The 19,330-nt window shown below is 72.6% G+C and carries 14 protein-coding genes and 1 tRNA gene; 12 read left to right on the top strand and 3 right to left on the bottom strand.

From position 1 onward, the window contains the following. Positions 1 to 69: 69 nt before the first annotated feature. From RBJ65_RS17510 to RBJ65_RS17500, 3 genes are all read left to right on the top strand, one after another. Positions 70 to 2,448 carry a UvrD-helicase domain-containing protein gene (locus RBJ65_RS17510; RefSeq protein ID WP_306322384.1) on the top strand — a complete coding sequence of 793 codons (2,379 nt, stop codon included), beginning with the start codon at positions 70 to 72 and terminating at the stop codon, positions 2,446 to 2,448. Positions 2,449 to 2,785: 337 nt separating this feature from the next. Further along, positions 2,786 to 4,219, top strand: coding sequence for an NAD-dependent malic enzyme (locus RBJ65_RS17505; protein ID WP_306322383.1), 1,434 nt, complete (start codon positions 2,786 to 2,788; stop codon positions 4,217 to 4,219). Between the two features lie 298 nt (positions 4,220 to 4,517). Further along, positions 4,518 to 4,799, top strand: coding sequence for an HU family DNA-binding protein (locus tag RBJ65_RS17500; RefSeq protein WP_016645140.1), 282 nt, complete (start codon positions 4,518 to 4,520; stop codon positions 4,797 to 4,799). 251 nt (positions 4,800 to 5,050) lie between these two features. Here the strand turns inward: RBJ65_RS17500 and murA are convergent, their stop codons facing one another. Beyond that, a complete protein-coding gene (gene murA, locus RBJ65_RS17495) occupies positions 5,051 to 6,391 on the bottom strand; it encodes a UDP-N-acetylglucosamine 1-carboxyvinyltransferase (RefSeq protein ID WP_306322382.1) in 1,341 nt (446 codons plus the stop codon). A 250-nt stretch (positions 6,392 to 6,641) separates the two neighbouring features. Between murA and RBJ65_RS17490 the strand changes: the two genes are divergently transcribed. Then, positions 6,642 to 7,211: a YqgE/AlgH family protein gene (locus tag RBJ65_RS17490; RefSeq protein ID WP_306322381.1), complete on the top strand. Its 570-nt coding sequence runs from the start codon at positions 6,642 to 6,644 to the stop codon at positions 7,209 to 7,211. Positions 7,212 to 7,275: 64 nt separating this feature from the next. Here the strand turns inward: RBJ65_RS17490 and RBJ65_RS17485 are convergent, their stop codons facing one another. Next, positions 7,276 to 8,154: a LysR family transcriptional regulator gene (locus RBJ65_RS17485; RefSeq protein ID WP_306322380.1), complete on the bottom strand. Its 879-nt coding sequence runs from the start codon at positions 8,152 to 8,154 to the stop codon at positions 7,276 to 7,278. A gap of 120 nt (positions 8,155 to 8,274) precedes the next feature. On the opposite strand from RBJ65_RS17485, the gene RBJ65_RS17480 reads away from it, so the two are divergent. The 6 genes from RBJ65_RS17480 (at position 8,275) to RBJ65_RS17455 (ending at position 16,360) form a co-directional block, all read left to right on the top strand. Next, positions 8,275 to 9,465: an MFS transporter gene (locus tag RBJ65_RS17480; RefSeq protein WP_306322379.1), complete on the top strand. Its 1,191-nt coding sequence runs from the start codon at positions 8,275 to 8,277 to the stop codon at positions 9,463 to 9,465. Positions 9,466 to 9,480: 15 nt separating this feature from the next. After that, entirely contained in the window at positions 9,481 to 9,780 is a 300-nt protein-coding gene (locus tag RBJ65_RS17475) for a DUF3039 domain-containing protein (protein ID WP_306322378.1), read from the top strand. A 153-nt stretch (positions 9,781 to 9,933) separates the two neighbouring features. Next, positions 9,934 to 11,574, top strand: coding sequence for a beta-N-acetylhexosaminidase (locus RBJ65_RS17470; RefSeq protein WP_306322377.1), 1,641 nt, complete (start codon positions 9,934 to 9,936; stop codon positions 11,572 to 11,574). A gap of 321 nt (positions 11,575 to 11,895) precedes the next feature. Beyond that, positions 11,896 to 12,795 (top strand): xanthine dehydrogenase family protein subunit M, encoded by a 900-nt coding sequence (locus RBJ65_RS17465; RefSeq protein WP_306322376.1) that lies wholly within the window; start codon positions 11,896 to 11,898, stop codon positions 12,793 to 12,795. Beyond that, complete coding sequence (locus tag RBJ65_RS17460) at positions 12,792 to 14,021, top strand: 2Fe-2S iron-sulfur cluster-binding protein (RefSeq protein ID WP_306322375.1); 1,230 nt, start codon at positions 12,792 to 12,794, stop codon at positions 14,019 to 14,021. Before RBJ65_RS17465 ends, RBJ65_RS17460 begins: the two co-directional genes overlap by 4 nt. Then, a complete protein-coding gene (locus RBJ65_RS17455; protein ID WP_306322374.1) occupies positions 14,018 to 16,360 on the top strand; it encodes a xanthine dehydrogenase family protein molybdopterin-binding subunit in 2,343 nt (780 codons plus the stop codon). The genes RBJ65_RS17460 and RBJ65_RS17455 overlap by 4 nt, the downstream gene beginning before the upstream one ends. Positions 16,361 to 16,434: 74 nt before the next feature. Here RBJ65_RS17455 and RBJ65_RS17450 read toward each other — a convergent pair. Continuing rightward, positions 16,435 to 16,532, bottom strand: a tRNA-OTHER gene (locus RBJ65_RS17450). Positions 16,533 to 16,617: 85 nt separating this feature from the next. Here RBJ65_RS17450 and RBJ65_RS17445 point away from each other — a divergent pair. Both RBJ65_RS17445 and RBJ65_RS17440 read left to right on the top strand, forming a co-directional pair. Beyond that, positions 16,618 to 17,433 carry a pectate lyase gene (locus tag RBJ65_RS17445; protein WP_306322373.1) on the top strand — a complete coding sequence of 272 codons (816 nt, stop codon included), beginning with the start codon at positions 16,618 to 16,620 and terminating at the stop codon, positions 17,431 to 17,433. 334 nt (positions 17,434 to 17,767) lie between these two features. Further along, positions 17,768 to 19,228, top strand: a complete 1,461-nt coding sequence (locus RBJ65_RS17440; RefSeq protein WP_306322372.1) for an MFS transporter — start codon at positions 17,768 to 17,770, stop codon at positions 19,226 to 19,228. The last annotated feature ends 102 nt before the right edge of the window (positions 19,229 to 19,330 follow it).

Raw genomic sequence — 19,330 nt, 5'->3', positions numbered from 1 at the left:
TACCTTTGACGGCTGCCCAGCACGTCAGAAGGGGGCCCGGTGGCCGCTCAGGCTCCGCACGATTCAGCGGTGAAATCGGATAACGACGCAGGTGACGCAGGGAGCGAACGGCTCGCGGACTCGGTGCGCGACCGCGAGCTCGGCGTCGAGCAGGACCATCTCGACGCCGTCTACCGACGCCTCGAAGAGAAGATCCACGAGGCCGAGTTCCTGATGGCGGACGCCACCAAGCGCGGCCAGGTCGGCACGCCCGGCGCGCTCGCCGAGCGCGACGCGCAGGTCTTCCGCGCGGGCATCCACCTCAACCGCCTCAACAACGAGTTCGAGGACTTCCTCTTCGGCCGCATCGACCTGCTCCAGGGCAAGGACGGCAAGAAGGGCCCGGACGGCGCGTACACGGCGATCGAGCCGGCCGAGGGCGCCGTGCGCGAGGACAACACCGCCGACATCGCCGAAACGCTGCACATCGGCCGTATCGGCGTGCTCGACGCCGACTACTCGCCGCTCGTCATCGACTGGCGCGCCCCGGCCGCCGCCCCCTTCTACCGCTCCACGCCGGTCGACCCGGGCCGCGTGGTGCGCCGCCGCGTCATCCGCTCCAAGGGCCACAAGGTGCTCGGCGTCGAGGACGACCTGATGCGCCCCGAACTCACCGCGTACCTGGACGGCGAGCGGCTCCCCGCCATCGGCGACGGCGCGCTGATGGCCGCCCTCGGCCAGGCCCGCAGCCACTCGATGCGCGACATCGTGGCCTCCATCCAGGCCGAGCAGGACCAGGTCATCCGGGCGCCCGCCGCCTCCGTGACGTACGTCGAGGGCGGGCCGGGCACCGGCAAGACGGCGGTGGCGCTGCACCGGGCCGCGTACCTCCTGTACCAGGACCGGCGCCGCTACTCGGGCGGCATCCTGATCGTGTCCCCGACGCCGCTCCTGGTCGCCTACACGGAGGGCGTGCTGCCCTCGCTCGGCGAGGAGGGCCAGGTCGCGATCCGCGCGGTCGGCTCGCTGGTCGACGGGGCGGAGGCCGCCGTGTACGACTCGCCCGCGGTGGCCCGGGTCAAGGGCTCGTCGCGGATGCTGAAGGTGCTGCGCAAGGCGGCGCGCGGCGCCCTGGAGACGGGCGGCCCGGCTCAGGCCCCGGCCCCGGTCCAGGAGCAACTCGCCTTCGGTGACGACGAACCCGAGGCCGCCACGGCGCGGGAGACCCCGACCCGGCTGCGCGTCGTCGCCTTCGGCCGCCGCCTGGAGCTGGAGGCGGACCGCCTGCACCGCATCCGGCAGGCCGCACTCGGCGGCACGGCCCCCGTGAACCACCTGCGCCCGCGCGCCCGCAAGCTGCTGCTCGACGCGCTGTGGGAGCAGTCGGGCGCCGCGAGCCGGCACTCCGACCCGGAGCTCGCGGCCGAGCTGCGCTCGTCCTTCGACGAGGACGTCACGAGCGAGGACGCGTTCCTCCGCTTCCTCGACGCGTGGTGGCCGGAGCTGACCCCTCGTACGGTCCTGACCGCCATGTCCGACGAGAAGCGCCTGGGCCGCTGGGCCCGCCGCGTCCTCAACCCCGGCGAGGTCCGCAGGCTCGCCAAGTCCCTTCGCCGCGACGCCCTCTCGGTCCACGACGTCGCCCTCCTCGACGAGCTGAACGCCATCGTGGGCACTCCGGCCCGCCCCAAGAAGAAGCGCGAGTACGACCCGCTCGACCAGCTCACCGGCCTTGAGGAGCTGATGCCGCAGCGCGAGGAGTCCCAGCGCGAGCGCGCCGAGCGCCTCGCCCAGGAGCGCACCGAGTACGCGCACGTCATCGTCGACGAGGCGCAGGACCTCACGCCGATGCAGTGGCGCATGGTGGGCCGCCGCGGCCGGCACGCGACGTGGACGATCGTCGGCGACCCCGCCCAGTCCTCCTGGTCCGACCCCGACGAGGCCGCCGCCGCCCGCGACGAGGCCCTCGGCACCCGGCCACGCCGCCGCTTCGAGCTGACGGTCAACTACCGCAACCCGTCCGAGATCGCCGAGCTCGCCTCGAAGGTCCTGGCCCTCGCGATGCCCGGCTCCGAGTCCCCGTCAGCGGTCCGCTCGACGGGCGTGGAGCCGCGCTTCGTCGTCGTACGGAACAAGCCCGGCGACACCGTCCGTGAGGAGGCCGCCCGGCTCCTGGAGCGGGTCGACGGCACCGTGGGCGTCGTCGTCGCGATGAACCGCCGCGAGGAGGCCGCCCGTTGGCTCTCCGGGCTCGGCGAGCGCGTCGTCGCGCTCGGCTCCCTGGAGGCCAAGGGCCTGGAGTACGACGCCACGATCGTGGTCTCCCCGGCCGAGATCGCCGACGAGTCGCCCGCGGGTCTGCGGGTCCTGTACGTCGCCCTGACCCGGGCTACGCAGCAGCTCACGGTGGTGTCGGGGGACCGGGACGAACCGGACGCGAACGGGGTGCCGGACCTGCTCCGCGACTGACCCTTGCCCCTGCTGTCTCCGGTGTTACCGTTGATGACGGCACCGGCTCGATCCAAGCCCCCGGGCCCAACCATCGTCCCTTAGAGGGACCACTTGCCGCGAGGCGAGCATGGCGGGTCGGTGTCGTATACGTGAGTCGAGGCCCACGTCACTTCCGTGACGTGGGCCTCGTTCTGTTTCCTCTTCCCGTTTCCGCTCACTTCTCGTATGGTGGAAACCACTTTCCGAAAGATGAATGAACGTTAGCTTCAAAATCCGATGCGACTACCACGTACTCGCCGGTAGGTGCGACCATCGGACGGCAACAGCTACACGGTGAAAGCAGAGGAAGTCGGCCATGGCAACGGCGCCCAGCGTCTCCTACTCGATGACGGTCCGGTTGGAGGTGCCCGCGGGCGGAAGCGCCGTCTCGCAGCTCACCACCGCCGTGGAGTCCTCCGGCGGCTCGGTGACCGGCCTCGACGTCACCGCCTCCGGTCACGAGAAGCTCCGGATCGACGTCACGATCGCGGCCTCGTCCACGTCCCACGCGGACGAGATCGTCGACAAGCTCCGCGGCATCGAGGACGTCACGATCGGAAAGGTCTCCGACCGTACGTTCCTGATGCACCTCGGCGGCAAGATCGAGATGGCGTCGAAGCACCCCATCCGCAACCGTGACGACCTGTCCATGGTCTACACGCCGGGCGTGGCCCGCGTGTGCATGGCGATCGCGGAGAACCCCGAGGACGCCCGGCGTCTGACCATCAAGCGCAACTCCGTCGCGGTCGTCACCGACGGCTCCGCGGTGCTCGGCCTCGGCAACATCGGCCCGAAGGCCGCGCTGCCGGTCATGGAGGGCAAGGCGGCCCTCTTCAAGCGCTTCGCGGGCATCGACGCCTGGCCGATCTGCCTGGACACCCAGGACACCGACGCCATCGTCGAGATCGTCAAGGCCATCGCCCCCGGCTTCGCGGGCATCAACCTGGAGGACATCTCGGCGCCCCGCTGCTTCGAGATCGAGGCCCGCCTGCGCGAGGCCGTCGACATCCCGGTCTTCCACGACGACCAGCACGGCACGGCCATCGTCGTGCTCGCCGCGCTGACCAACGCGCTGCGCGTGGCCGGGAAGGACATGGGCGACATCCGCGTCGTCATGTCGGGCGCGGGCGCCGCCGGTACGGCCATCCTCAAGCTGCTGCTCGCGGCGGGCGTCAAGAACGCCGTCGTCGCCGACATCCACGGTGTCGTGCACGCGGGCCGCGAGGACCTCAAGGACGCCGACAGCGACTCTCCGCTGCGCTGGATCGCCGACAACACCAACCCCGAGGGCCTCACCGGCACGCTGAAGGAGGCCGTGGTCGGCGCCGACGTCTTCATCGGCGTCTCCGCCCCGAACGTGCTGAACGGCGACGACGTCGCCGCCATGGCCGACGGCTCCATCGTGTTCGCGCTCGCGAACCCGGACCCGGAGGTCGACCCGGCGATCGCCCGTCAGACGGCCGCCGTGGTGGCCACGGGCCGCTCCGACTTCCCGAACCAGATCAACAACGTCCTCGTCTTCCCCGGCGTCTTCCGCGGCCTGCTCGACGCCCAGTCGCGCACGGTGAACACGGAGATGATGCTGGCCGCCGCGACGGCCCTGGCCGACGTGGTCACCGAGGACGAGCTCAACCCGAACTACATCATTCCGAGCGTCTTCAACGACAAGGTCGCGGGAGCCGTCGCAGGCGCCGTCCGCGACGCCGCGAAGGCCGCCGGAGTGGCTGTGACGGGGGCCACGACCGCCTGATTACCGGCGCGTCGCGGTTTACGGGGCCCACGGGCCCCATAGGCTGGCCGGGAAACAGGCCCTCCGGCCCGCCCCTTCGACCGGCGCGGTGGAGCTTTCCGTGTGACCCCAAGGGGTGCCGGATTGGCTTTACCGCCGTGGGTAGGGGCAGGATGCCTCTTCAGGCGCATGGGTCTGGAAGACGGACCCGGGTCCTGGGCCTGACCGAGACCCTGGCAGCATCGGCTTCGCTGTTGCCCAACACGCGGCCATGCCGCGTGGCACGCCTCAACGGCAAGAAGAACACGGGAGTACAAACATGAACCGCAGTGAGCTGGTGGCCGCGCTGGCCGACCGCGCCGAGGTGACCCGCAAGGACGCCGACGCCGTGCTGGCCGCGTTCGCCGAGACCGTCGGCGAGATCGTTGCCAAGGGCGACGAGAAGGTCACCATCCCCGGCTTCCTGACCTTCGAGCGCACCCACCGTGCCGCTCGCACCGCCCGCAACCCGCAGACCGGCGAGCCGATCAACATCCCCGCCGGCTACAGCGTCAAGGTTTCGGCGGGCTCCAAGCTCAAGGAAGCCGCCAAGGGCAAGTAAGTCCTAGGCGCGAGGCGGCCTCCCGGATTCGTCCGGGAGGCCGCCTTTTTGCTTTTTGCTTCTAGGGGCGCGGGGAACTGCGCGCCCAGCCCCGGCAGGGGCGGATCTGCGGGCGACCCTCAGCACTGTGGCCCGTCGCGCCTTTTCGCGTGGTTGCGTTCGCGCAGTTCCCCGCGCCCCTAAAGACAAAGACCTCGGGCCCTCCCGGAACGTTCCGGGAGGGCCCGACGGGCGTACGCGAGCGGAAACGGCTAGCCGAGGGCCTTGCCCGGCAGCTCCACCTTCGCGCCGAGCTCGACCAGCTTCTCCATGAAGTTCTCGTAGCCGCGGTTGATCAGGTCGATCCCGTGGACACGGCTCGTGCCCTGGGCGGCCAGCGCCGCGATCAGGTAGGAGAAGCCGCCACGCAGGTCGGGGATGACCAGGTCGGCGCCCTCCAGCTTCGTCGGCCCGGAGACGACCGCCGAGTGGAGGAAGTTGCGCTGGCCGAAGCGGCAGTCGGAGCCGCCGAGGCACTCGCGGTAGAGCTGGATGTGGGCGCCCATCTGGTTCAGGGCGGACGTGAAGCCGAGGCGGGACTCGTACACCGTCTCGTGGACGATGGAGAGGCCCGTGGCCTGCGTCAGGGCCACGACCAGCGGCTGCTGCCAGTCCGTCTGGAAGCCGGGGTGGACGTCCGTCTCCAGGGCGATCGACTTCAGCTGGCCGCCGGGGTGCCAGAAGCGGATGCCGTCGTCGTCGATCTCGAAGGCGCCGCCGACCTTCCGGTACGTGTTGAGGAACGTCATCATCGAGCGCTGCTGCGCCCCGCGCACGTACACGTCGCCGTGCGTGGCGAGCGCCGCCGACGCCCAGGAGGCCGCCTCCAGGCGGTCCGAGAGCGCGCGGTGCGTGTACCCGCCGAGCTTGTCGACGCCGGTGATCCGGATCGTGCGGTCGGTGTCCATCGCGATGATCGCGCCCATTTTCTGCAGGACGCAGATCAGGTCCTCGATCTCCGGCTCCACCGCCGCGTTCGAGAGCTCCGTGACGCCCTCGGCGAGGACGGCCGTGAGCAGCACCTGCTCGGTGGCGCCCACGGAGGGGTACGGCAGCCGGATCTTCGTGCCGCGAAGGCGCTGCGGGGCCTCCAGGTACTGGCCGTCCGCGCGCTTCTCGATGGTCGCGCCGAACTGGCGGAGCACCTCGAAGTGGAAGTCGACGGGCCGGCCGCCGATGTCGCAGCCGCCGAGGCCCGGGATGAAGGCGTGGCCGATCCGGTGCAGCAGCGGGCCGCACAGCAGGATCGGGATGCGCGAGGAACCCGCGTGGGCATCGATGTCGGCGACGTTGGCCGACTCGACGTGCGAGGGGTCCATCACCAGCTCGCCCGGCTCCTCGCCGGAGCGGACCGTCACACCGTGCAGCTGCAGGAGTCCGCGTACGACGCGCACGTCGCGGATGTCCGGGACATTGCGCAGCCGGCTCGGCGCGCTGCCGAGGATCGCGGCGACCATGGCCTTGGGCACGAGGTTCTTCGCGCCGCGGACACGGATCTCGCCCTCGAGCGGGGTTCCGCCGTGGACAAGGAGGACATCGTCGGTGACGGTCATGAATCTCGCGTTCCGAAGAGAAGGGCTGGGCCAGGCTCAAGGGTAAGGGGGGCTTCCCCCTTATTCGTATGCCTGAGGGTGCTCTGGAGCGTCATGAGTTCGCTACAACACGAAGCGCTGTGAAGTGGGTACAAAGCGTGACGGCTTTGTGAAGTGTGGTGCTTCCGCTTCCGCCCGCGCTGAGCTGCGTTCAAGCGGGTTGTCGCGCTTGGCTCCCCCTACGGCGGGCAGATGCGGGATCATGTCACCCATGACCGAGGTGTCCTCGCTCACAGGGCGGTTGCTCGTGGCCACTCCCGCCCTCGCGGACCCGAATTTCGACCGGGCGGTCGTGCTGCTCCTCGACCACGACGAGGAGGGCTCGCTCGGCGTCGTACTGAACAGGCCGACGCCGGTGGACGTCGGGGAGATCCTGGAGGGCTGGGGCGATCTCGCGGGGGAACCGGGGGTCGTCTTCCAGGGCGGCCCGGTCTCCCTGGACTCGGCGCTCGGCGTCGCGGTCATCCCCGGGGACGACGAGGGGGAGGCGCCGCTCGGCTGGCGCCGGGTGCACGGTGCGATCGGCCTCGTCGACCTGGAGGCGCCGCCGGAACTGCTTGCCGCGGCGCTCGGCTCGTTGCGGATCTTCGCGGGGTACGCGGGGTGGGGGCCGGGTCAGTTGGAGGACGAGTTGACCGAGGGGGCCTGGTACGTCGTCGAGTCGGAGCCGGGCGATGTCTCTGCGACTCGGCCGGAGGGGTTGTGGCGGGCGGTGCTGCGGCGGCAGCGCGGTGAGTTGGCGATGGTGGCGACGTATCCGGATGATCCGACGCTCAATTGACGTCGGCTCCGGGGTTCCGGGAGCCGGGGCCGGCGTCGCGGGGCTCTGCCCCGGGCCCCGCTGCTCAAGCGCCGCAGGGGCTTGAACGGTCGAAGTAGCGTTCCGCCAGCGGGTGCGCGTCACGCGCCGGGATTGCCAGGTGGACGGCCACCGGTGGCGCGTTCTTCAGGCGTACGTGGCGTAGGCCCGGGTGGGCGTGCCTGCGGGTCACCGGGGCCGGGGCCACGCCCACCCCGTGTCCGGCCGCGACCGCCTCCAGCCATTCGTCGAGGTTGTCGGCGGTGCAGGCGAGGCGGGGGCGGCGGGTGGCGGGCCAGAGGTCGGGGTGGGTGGTGCCGGTGACGGTGTTCACGACGAGCGGCAGGTCCGCGAGGTCCGCCCAGTCGACGACGCGGCGCCCCGCGAGCTCGGCGGAACCGCGCGCCACGACGGCCGTACGGGGCTCGTGCAGCAGGACCCGGGAACGTACGGCCGCGCCCGGCGGCAGTTCGCCGCGGACCACCGCGATGTCGCAGGCGCCGGACGTGAGACCGGCAAGCGCGGCGTCGCGTCGTACGAGCCGGATTCCGGCGCCGGTGGCCGCCTCGAACTCCGCGTTGAGGCGGGCGCAGGCCTCCGGCAGGAGTGCGGTGAAGCCGAGGCGGAGCAGGGCCGGGCCGTTGTTCGCGGCGGCGCGCAGCGTGGCGTCGACGCGGGTGATCAGGGGCGCGAGGTCGTCGCGGAGGCGGCGCCCCGCGTCGGTGAGTGTCACGCGGCGGGTGGTGCGCTCCAGGAGCCGTACGCCGAGCGCCGACTCCAGGGCGCGCAGGGAGCGGGTGAGCGCGGGCTGCCCGACGCCGAGCCGGTCGGCGGCGTGCGTGAAGTTCAACTCGTCGGCGAGGGCGAGGAATCCGCGCAGGTGGCGCAGCTCCACGCCGTCGACGGCGGCCGGTACGTGATCCATGCCCACCGAGCATAAGTGCGCGCCGAAGACATTTCCGCGGCGGACCGGAGGCTGCCTACGTTTCCCCCTCGTCCACTCGTCCACGGGTGGTGGAACGGTCCGGAGAGGGAGTTGAAGCGCGTGCGCAGGGTCTGGTTGCTGATGGTGGGGGCCTTCACGCTGGGGCTCGACGCCTATGTGATGGCGGGGCTGCTGCCGGTCGTGGCCGGTGACCTGGGGACCACGGTCTCGGCCGCCGGGCAGATGGTCACCGTGTTCACCCTCGCGTACGCGGTGAGCGCGCCGCTGGTCGCGGGGCTCGTCTCCGGGGTGCGGCCCCGGACGCTGATCCTCGCGGCGCTCGGCGTCTTCGCGCTCGGCAACGCGCTGACCGCGCTCGCGCCCTCGCTCGCCGTGCTGCTGCTCGCGCGGGCCGTGGCGGGGGTCGGGGCCGGGGTGTACTCGGCGCTGTCGACCGCGGCGGGCGCGGGGCTCGTCGAGGACGCGCGGCGGGGGCGGGCGCTGGCCCTGGTGATGGGCGGGATGAGCGCGGGCACGGTGCTCGGGGTGCCGCTCGGGGTGCTGCTCGCCGGGCAGGCCGGGTGGCGGGCCACGATGTGGGTGGTGACCGGGCTCGGGGCGGTCGCGCTGGTCGGGCTCCTCGCCGGTCTGCCGGAGGTGCCGGCGGACCCGCCGGTGAGCGCCCGGAAGCGGCTGGGCGCGCTCACCGACCGGGCCGTGCTGCCGATCGTCGGAGTCTCGTTCCTCGCGGCGGTCGCCAGCCTCGGGCTCTACACGTACCTCGCGCCCGTGCTCGCCTCGGCGGGCGGTGTGGGGGAGGGGGACCTCACGCCGTACCTGTGGGCGTGGGGCGTCGGCGGGGTGCTCGGCAGCGTGCTCGCCGGGCCGCTCGTGGACCGCACGGGGCGGGCCTTCGCGCTCGTCGGCGTGGTCATGGCGGTGCTGGCCCTGTCGCTCGGCGTGCTGCCGCTGCTCGGCGCCGCCGCGTTCCCCGCGCTCGTGGTGTGGGGCGCCGTCGGCTGGGCGCTCCAGGTGCCGCAGCAGCACCGGCTCCTCGCGCTGCGCGCCGAACGCGGCACGGTCGCCCTCGCCCTGAACAACTCCGCGCTCTACCTGGGCAGCGCGGTCGGCTCGGGCGCCGCCGGACTCGCCCTCGCGGCGGGCCTCGCGCCGCGCGCCCTGCCGTGGGCGGCGGCGGTCGTCGCGGCGGCGGGGCTCGCGCTGCACCTCGCCGCACGGCGCCCGGCGGCCCTCCCGAAGGGGTGTGACGAAGGCTCGGACCAGGTCCGTTCCGGGACGCGGCGGGCTTAAGTACCCTTGGCGGTTATGAGCACTCTTGAGCCCGAGCGCGGGACAGGTACGGGGACCCTCGTAGAGCCGACGCCGCAGACGTCGAGCGGCGATGGCGATCACGAGCGCTACGCCCACTATGTCCAGAAGGACAAGATCATGGCGAGCGCCCTCGACGGCACCCCCGTCGTCGCGCTCTGCGGCAAGGTGTGGGTGCCGGGCCGCGACCCGAAGAAGTACCCCGTGTGCCCCATGTGCAAGGAGATCTACGAGTCCATGGGCGACAGCGGCGGCGACAAGGACAAGGGCGGCAAGGACGGCGGCAAGGGCAAGTAACCCGCCCCTTCTGTCTTGGTGAACCCGGTGAACCCCGGGCGTGCGGTGACGCGTGCCCGGGGTTTCGCGTGCCCGGGGTTTCGCGTCTCCGAGACCACCCGGATCCGCCGCGCCATTGCGGGAATTGGTCCAGTCCTTTTAGCCTCCGGCCTCATGGCCGACCACATGGACCTGATCCCCGTCCCCCGTCGTCTCACGCGCGCGGGCGACGGCCGCTACGCGCTCGGCGAGCGCACCGGCATCGCCGCTCAGGAGGGCACCCGGGGCACCGCGCGCTGGCTGCGCGCGACGCTCGGCGCCGCCACCGGCCTGGAGTTGGCCCCGAAGGGCGCCGACGAGGACGACACCGTGCGCCTCCTCCTCGACCCCGCCCTGGAACCCGAGGGCTACCGGCTGCGCGTGACCGGCACCGGCGTCACGATCGAGGGCGGTGACGCGGCCGGCGTCTTCTGGGGCGCCCAGACGCTGCGTCAACTCCTCGGCCCCGACGCGTATCGCCGCGCGCCGCTCCCCGCCCCAGGCCGTACGTGGACCCTCCCGCACCTCACCGTCGACGACGCGCCCCGCTTCCGCTGGCGCGGCATGATGCTCGACGTCGCACGCCACTTCATGCCGAAGGCCGGAGTGCTGCGCCAACTCGACCTCATGGCCGCCCACAAGCTCAACGTCCTGCACTTCCACCTCACCGACGACCAGGGCTGGCGCGTCGAGATCAAGCGCCACCCGAAGCTGACGGAGCGCGGCGCCTGGCGGTCACGGACGAAACTCGGCCACCGCGCCTCGCCGTTGTGGGACGAGCGGCCGCACGGCGGCTTCTACACCCAGGACGACATCCGCGAGATCGTCGCCTACGCCGCCGCGCGGCATATCGCCGTCGTCCCCGAGATCGACGTCCCCGGCCACTCGCAGGCGGCCATCCACGCGTATCCGGAACTCGGCAACAGCGATGTCGTCGACACGTCTTCCCTCCCCGTCTGGGACACCTGGGGCGTCAATCCGAACGTACTCGCCCCCACTGACAACACCCTCCGCTTCTACGAGGGCGTCTTCGAGGAACTCCTCGACCTGTTCCCCGCCGAGACCTCGCCGTTCATCCACGTAGGGGGCGACGAATGCCCCAAGGACCAGTGGCGGGCCTCGCCGGCCGCCCAGGCCCGCATCGCGGAACTGGGGTTGAAGGACGAGGACGAGCTGCAGTCCTGGTTCATCCGGCACTTCGACAGCTGGCTGAGCGCGCGCGGTCGGCGCCTGATCGGCTGGGACGAGATCCTCGAAGGCGGCCTCGCGCCCGGCGCCACGGTCTCCTCCTGGCGCGGCTACGAAGGCGGCATCACGGCGGCCCAGGCGGGCCACGACGTCGTCATGTGCCCCGAGCAGCAGGTCTACTTGAACTACCGCCAGGCCCCCGGCGACGACGAACCGGTCCCCATCGGCTACGTACGCACCCTGGAGGACGTCTACCGCTTCGAACCGGTTCCCCCGCGGCTGAGCGCGGAGCAGGCGCGGCACGTCATCGGCACGCAGGCCAACCTGTGGACCGAGGTCACGGAGGACGAGCGGCGCGTCGACTACCAGCTGTATCCGCGCCTTTGCGCCTTCGGAGAGGTCGCGTGGAGCGGGTTGCCCGCGCCCGGCGCGCGCGACTTCGCGGACTTCGAGCGCCGAATGGCCGCCCACTACGGGCGACTTGACGCACTGGGGGTCGGCTATCGGCCACCGGGCGGCCCCCTGCCGTGGCAGCGTCGGCCGGGGCTGCTCGGACGTCCCTTCGAAGGGGCACCCCCGAACGTGTGAGCTTGGCCGCCCGCGAGGCCGCGCGTCACTTCGTACGTCACCTCATACATCACCGAAGAGGGCCAATTCGCGCCCACGGGTGATCTGGTGCGATATCGGTCATCCATGAGGTGGAAGGGGCGAATGCCTCCTACCGGACCCCCTCTCCGGCCCGAGAGGAAGATGTGCCAGAGTTGCCACGTCCGGCCTGTCAGCACGTACCGTACGGCGGAACAGGCGTAACGGCGGGAACGGCTCTCACGCGTGGACCGAGCGAGGACCTTGCGGGGGACCGGGCCGCCGCCCAGGCACGCGGCCGGACATCGGGAAGGGGCAGCCGGTTTGACCACGCACGCACCGCAGGCGACGACACGGGCCGCGGTACTTCCGGGTTCGCTGGACGAGGCCGTCGAGGCGCTCGCCGCCATGCCCGCGGCCGTACCGGTGGCCGGGGGCACGGACCTCATGGCCCAGGTCAACGCGGGACAGCTGCGCCCGGCGGCCCTCGTCGGGCTCGGCCGGATCAGCGAGATCCGCGGCTGGCAGTACCAGGACGGGAACGCGCTGCTCGGCGCGGGCCTCACGCACGCGCGCATCGGCCGCCCCGACTTCGCCGCGCTCATCCCCGGCCTCGCCGCCGCGGCGCGCGCAGCGGGGCCGCCCCAGATCCGCAACGCGGCGACGCTCGGCGGCAACATCGCCTCCGGCGCGCCCGCGGGCGACACGCTGCCCGTACTGGCCGCGCTGGAAGCCACGTTGATCATCGCGGGGCAGGGCGGCGCGAGACGCGAGGTCCCGGTCTCGCACCTGCTGGCCGGGATGGACATGCTCGGTCCGGCCGAGCTGATCGGTTTCGTACGGGTTCCGCTGCTGCACGCGCCGCAGGTCTTCCTCAAGGCCACCGGGCGTACGGGGCCGGGGCGCGCGATGGCGTCCGTCGCGCTCGTCCTCGACCCGGCGCGGCGCGGAGTGCGGTGCGCCGTCGGGGCCATCGCGCCCATGCCGTTGCGGCCCCTGGAGGCCGAGCAGTGGGTGGCCTCGCTCATCGACTGGGACGGCGAGCGCGGCGCCCTCGTACCGGAGGCCGTGCATGCCTTCGGCGAGTACGTCGCCGCGGCGTGCGTCCCCGACCCGGAGCCCGCGCCGGACGGAACGCGACAGCAGTTGCCGCCCGCCGTACTGCACTTGCGGCGCACCGTCGCCGTCCTGGCCCGACGTGCACTTGGGAGGGCGCTGTCGTGACGAACGAGTACCCCGGAGCCGACGGCTGGGAGCCGGTGCCCCAGGGCGAGTACGACGCCGACGCGACGGCCTTCGTGCAGTTGCCGCCCGAGGGGTTCCCGGACGAGGCGCCGCTGGCCGCGCCCGGACACGGGTATGTGCCGCCGCCGATAACGGTGAGCCCGGCCACGGGGGCGGCGGGGGCCGATCCTGCGGCGACCGGGGTGTGGATGTTGCCGGAGAATCTGGTTTCACCGGATACCTCCGGCGGTACGGCGGGCGAGGTGTCGGCCGAGGCCGTGGGGCCGGCGCCCCAGGCGGCCGGGCAGACCGGGGAGTGGTCGATTCCGCTCGCCGACGGGGAACTGCCGGACGAGTCCGGGGAGTTCACGTCCGCCGTGGTGGCGGGGCAGGCGCCGCCGGCGACGTTGCCGGGGGGTGCGGTGGCGCCGTGGGCGGATGCCGATGCCTCCGGCGGGGAGCCGGAAGCCGAGCCTGCGTCGCGGGGCTCTGCCCCGGACCCCGCGCCTCAATCGCCGGCGGGGCTTGAGGTGGCTGAGCCCGCCGTCGAGGAACCGGAAACGGACGAAGCGCCCGCCGCCCCCCTCCCCCTCCACGACGACCACCCCCTGGCCAGCTACGTGTTGCGGGTCAATGGGGCGGATCGGCCGGTCACGGAGGCGTGGATCGGGGAGTCGTTGCTGTATGTGCTGCGCGAGCGGCTGGGGCTCGCCGGGGCCAAGGACGGGTGTTCGCAGGGCGAGTGCGGGGCCTGCAACGTACAGGTGGACGGGCGGCTCGTCGCGTCCTGTCTGGTGCCGGCCGCGACGACGGCCGGGAGCGAGGTCCGTACCGTCGAGGGGCTCGCGGAGGACGGGCGGCCTTCGGACGTGCAGCGGGCGTTGGCCGAGTGCGGTTCCGTGCAGTGCGGTTTCTGCGTGCCCGGCATGGCGATGACCGCGCACGATCTGCTGGAGGGCAATCCGAACCCCACCGCTCTGGAGACCCGCCAGGCGCTGTGCGGCAACCTGTGCCGCTGCTCCGGCTACCGGGGCGTGGTGGACGCGGTGCGCCAGGTCGCCGACGAGCGGCGGGCGGCGGCGGAGGCCGCGGCCGAGGCGGCGTCGGCCGAGGGCGGCGGCGAGGAGGAGCCGCGGATTCCGCGCCAGGCGGGCCCGTTGGTGACCGAGGACCTTCAACAGGGCGGGCAGGACCCGCAGGGCGACCAGCACGGAGGGCAGGCATGACGAGCGAGACGGCCACGACCTCCACGGGCCCGGCGGCCCCCACGGCTCCGGAAGCGGAGAGCTTCCCGCACGGCCTGGGCATGTCGCTGCCCTCGCAGGACGCGCACGCCAAGGCGGAAGGCACGTTCCCGTACGCCGCCGACCTGTGGGCCGAGGGCCTGCTCTGGGCGGCGATCCTGCGCTCTCCGCACGCGCACGCGCGCGTGGTGAGCATCGACACCTCCCACGCGCGCGAGATGCCCGGGGTGCGCGCCGTCGTCACGCACGAGGACGTTCCCGGTGGGGCGCTCGCCGGTCACCGGGCCTCCGACCGGCCGATGTTCGCCTCCGAGGTCGTACGCCACCACGGCGAGGCCATCGCGGCCGTCGCGGCCGACCATCCGGACACCGCGCGGATGGCCGCCGCCGCGATCATCGTCGAGTACGAGGTCCTGGACCCGGTCACCGACCCCGAGCAGTCCTTCGCGGCCGAGCCCCTGCACCCCGAGGGCAACCTCGTCCGCCACATCCCGCTCCAGCACGGCGACGCAGAGGCGACGGGCGAGGTGATCGTCGAGGGGCTCTACCGGATCGGGCGCCAGGACCCGGCGCCCATCGGCGCCGAGGCCGGGCTCGCCGTGCCGCGTCCCGACGGGGGAGTGGAGCTGTACATCGCCTCCACCGATCCGCACGGCGACCGTGATCTGGCCGCCGCCCGGTACGGCCTGGAGCGCGAGCGCGTGAAGGTCGTCGTCACGGGCGTGCCCGGCGCGACCGCCGACCGCGAGGACCCCAGCTTCCACCTCCCGCTCGGACTGCTCGCCCTGCACACCGGCTGCCCGGTGAAGCTCGCGGCGTCCCGCGAGGAATCCTTCCTCGGCCACCCGCACCGCCACCCCACCCTGCTGCGCTACCGCCACCACGCGGACGCGGAAGGGAAGTTGGTGAAGGTGGAGGCCCAGATCCTGCTCGACGCGGGGGCGTACGCGGACACGTCGTCCGATGCCCTCGCCGCCGCCGTCTCCTTCGCCTGCGGCCCCTACGTAGTGCCGCACGCCTCCATCGAGGGCTGGGCGGTCCGCACGAACAACCCGCCGTCCGGCCACGTACGCGGAGAGGGCGCCATGCAGGTGTGCGCCGCGTACGAGGCGCAGATGGACAAGCTGGCGAAGAAGCTCGGCGTCGACCCGGCGGAGCTCCGGATGCGCAACGTGCTGGCCACAGGGGACGTGCTCCCGACCGGTCAGACGGTGACGTGCCCGGCGCCCGTGGCCGAACTCCTCACCTCCGTACGGGAGTTCCCGCTTCCCCCGCTGCCCAAGGACGGGCCGGAGGAGGACTGGCTGCTGCCCGGCGGCCCCGAGGGCGTGGGCGAGCCGTCCGCCGTCAGGCGCGGCGTCGGCTACGGCGTCGGCATGGTGCACATGCTCGGCTCCGAGGGTGCCGACGAGGTGTCGACGGCCACCGTCAAGGTGCACGACGGCGTCGCGACCGTCATCTGCGCCGCCGTCGAGACGGGACAGGGCTTCGCCACGCTGGCCCGCCAGATCGTCCAGGAGACGCTCGGCGTCGAGGAGGTCCACGTGGCGCCGGTCGACACGGACCAGCCGCCCGCCGGGCCGGGACTCCGAGGCCGGCACACGTGGGTCTCGGGCGGGGCGGTCGAGCGGGCCGCCAAGATGGTCCGTACGCAGCTTCTCCAGCCGCTGGCCCACAAGTTCGGCATGTCCACGGAGCTGCTCCAGATCGCCGACGGCAAGATCACCTCGTACGACGGGGTCCTCTCGACGACCGTCGAAGAGGCCATGGACGGCAAGGAGTTGTGGGCCACCGCGCAGTGCCGCCCGCATCCCACGGAGCCGCTCGACGCCTCCGGCCAGGGAGACGCCTTCGTCGGCATGGCCTTCTGCGCGATCCGCGCGGTGGTCGACGTGGACGTGGAGCTCGGCTCGGTGCGGGTCGTCGAACTCGCGGTCGCGCAGGACGTCGGCCGGATCCTCAACCCAGCCCAGCTCGCCGCCCGGATCGAGGCCGGAGTCACCCAGGGCGTGGGCGTGGCCCTCACGGAGAACCTCCGCGCCCCGAAGGGCATCGTCCGCCGCCCCGACCTGACCGGTTACGCCCTGCCCACCTCGCTCGACACCCCCGACATCCACCTCGTGAACCTGGTCGAGGAGCGCGACGTCGTCGCCCCCTTCGGCGCCAAGTCCGCGAGCGCCGCCCCGGTCGTCGCCGCCCCGGCGGCGGTGGCCTCGGCGGTCCGCGCGGCGACCGGCCGCCCGGTCAACCGGCTGCCGATCCGCCCGCAGGCGGCGGTGGCCGCCGAGCAGCAGGCACCCGCCGTGGAGCCGACCGCCTGACCGGCTGACCGACCGAACGACGAAGGGGTGCACCGCTGTTGGCGGTGCACCCCTTCGTCGTTCTCGCGCTCCAGAGGCCGTGACCGGAATCGAACCGGTGCGCTTCCCCGCGGGCGGAGCCCGCTCATGGACGCAGCGCAGGCGAATCCCTAAACCACTCGGGCACACGGCCACCCGTCCGGAAACCCCGGCAACCTCCCCGCCGCCCGCGGCGACCGAAGGGGGACAGCACACCAACTCCCCCTAGGAAGCGGAACATGACCCCCACAAGACACCGCCGCAAGGTCACCCGCCGCCGCGCCCTGTGGGCGAGCGCCGGAGCGCTCTCCATCGCGGGCGCCGCGCTCGTCACCAACGGGATGATCGGCTCCGCCGGTGCCGCCGCCGCGTGGCCCGAGGCCAAGGGCGAGCAGGCCGTCTCGTCGTCGATCTCCGTCTCGGGCACGCTCGACGGCGGCCTCAAGCGCTACTACGGCAGCGGCGACCTGGGCGGCGACGGCCAGGAGGAGGGCCAGGACCCGATCTTCAACCTGAAGGACGGGGCCGTCCTCAAGAACGTCATCATCGGCTCGCCCGCCGCCGACGGCGTGCACTGCGCGGGCAGCTGCACGCTCCAGAACGTGTGGTGGGAGGACGTCGGCGAGGACGCCGCCACCTTCAAGGGCACCTCGTCCTCCGCCACGTACAAGGTGACCGGCGGCGGCGCGCGGAAGGCCGACGACAAGGTGCTGCAGTTCAATGGCGCCGGCACGCTCGCCGTCAGCGGCTTCCAGGTCTCCGACTTCGGCAAGCTCGTCCGCTCCTGCGGCAACTGCTCCACGCAGCACAAGCGCACCATCACCGTCTCCGACGTCGACGTCACCGCCCCCGGAAAGTCGCTCGTCGGCATCAACACCAACTACGGCGACACCGCCACCCTCAGCAACATCCGTATCCACGGCGACGACGACAAGAAGATCGAGCCCTGCGTCCGCTACGAGGGCAACGACTCCGGCGACGAGCCCGAGGAAACCGGCAGCGGCCCCGACGGCACGTACTGCAAGTACAAGGAGTCCGACATCACGTACGACTGACCCGATCCAACCCCCGCCGGCGAATGACCACATCCAAGCCCCGCCGGCGAATGACCGCATCCAAGCCCCGCCGGCGTTTGAGGCGCGGGGTCCGGGGCGGCGCCCCGATCTTTTGAAGCTCCGGCGGCGAATGACCGCATTCAAGCCCCGCCGGCGTTTGAGGCGCGGGGTCCGGGGCGGCGCCCCGATCTTTCCAGCCCCTGCGGCGCTTGAGCAGCGGGGTCAGGGGCGGCGCCCCGAGGCGTAGGCCCGGACGACCTACGACCAAGGGACCACCCCGGACCCCGCCTCCCGACAGGCGTCAGCCCCCAAAACGCCCCTTACCCTGAACCCCATGGCCGCCCTCGAAGACGACACCGACGTCGCCCCCACCACAACCGCCACCACATCACCCGGCACCCCGTCGGAGACGGAGGGCGTACTCGGCCGCACCTACCGCGCCCTCAGCATCGGCATCGTCACCGTCGTCCTCCTCATCGCCTTCGAGGCGACCGCCGTCGGCACCGCGATGCCCGTCGCCGCCCGCGAACTCGACGGCGTCTCGCTGTACGCGTTCGCGTTCTCCGGGTTCTTCACGACGAGCCTGTTCGGCATGGTCCTCGCCGGACAGTGGGCCGACCGCAACGGCCCGCTGGGCCCCGTCACCGCCGGCATCGCCTCCTTCGCGGCCGGCCTCCTCCTCGCCGGAACCGCGACGAACATGTGGATGTTCATCGCCGGGCGCGCCGTGCAGGGCCTCGGCGGCGGCCTGGTCATCGTCGGGCTGTACGTCGTCGTCAGCCGCGCCTACCCGGACCACCTGCGCCCCGCGATCATGGCGGCGTTCGCGGCGAGCTGGGTCGTACCGTCGATCGTGGGACCGCTCGCGGCGGGCGCCGTGACGGAGCACATCGGCTGGCGGTGGGTGTTCCTCGGCATCCCGATCCTGGTCGTCCTGCCGCTCGCCCTCGCGCTCCCGGAGGTCAGGCGGCGCGCGAGCGGCCCACCCGAGGGCACTGCCCCGGCCGCCTTCGACCGGCGCCGGATCCGGCTCGCCCTCGGCATCTCGCTCGGCGCCGGCCTCCTCCAGTACGCCGCCCAGGACCTGCGCCCGCTGTCCCTGCTCCCGGCCGCCGTCGGCGCCGCCCTCCTCGTGCCGTCCGTGCTCGGCCTGCTGCCCCGCGGCACGTACCGGGCCGCGCACGGGCTGCCGTCCGTGGTGCTGCTGCGCGGGATCGCGGCGGGCTCGTTCATCGCGGCGGAGTCGTTCGTGCCGCTGATGCTGGTGACGCAGCGCGGACTGAGCCCCACCCTCGCCGGGTTCTCGCTGGCCGCGGGCGGCGGCACGTGGGCGTTCGGCTCGTGGTTGCAGTCGCGGCCGCGGGTCGAGCCGTACCGGGAGCGGCTCGTCGCGGGCGGCATGGTGCTGGTGGCGGCGGCCATCGCGGTCGCGCCGAGCGTGCTGGTCGAGGCCGTGCCGGTGTGGACGGTGGCGATCGCGTGGGCCTTCGGCTGCCTCGGGATGGGGCTCGTGATCTCGTCGACGTCCGTGTTGCTGCTGCAACTGTCCGCGCCCGAGGAGGTCGGGACGAACTCCGCCGCGCTGCAGATCTCCGACGGCCTCTCCAACGCGCTGCTGCTCGCGGCCGGTGGCGCCGCCTTTGCCGCGCTGGGCGGGGGAGCGGTGGGCGCGGCCGGGCACGGCGCGGCGCAGGGCGCGGGCGGCTCGCACCCGGCGGCCTTCGTCGCGGTGTTCCTGCCGATGGCGGCGGTCGCGCTGGCCGGAGTGTGGGTGGCGACCCGGCTGCGGAAGTAGGCGCGGAGAACCGCCAGTTGATCTGTGAGACACGTCCCAACCACCCCACGCGCGGCCTCGCCCGGCACGCCCGTCAACCGTGTCACCGGTAGGGTGGCCCGG

It is taken from the genome of Streptomyces sp. KL109B (assembly GCF_030766935.1).
Lineage (GTDB): Bacteria > Actinomycetota > Actinomycetes > Streptomycetales > Streptomycetaceae > Streptomyces.
Note: the sequence above shows the minus strand (reverse complement) of the source record. Positions and strands in the feature narration are given on the sequence as shown.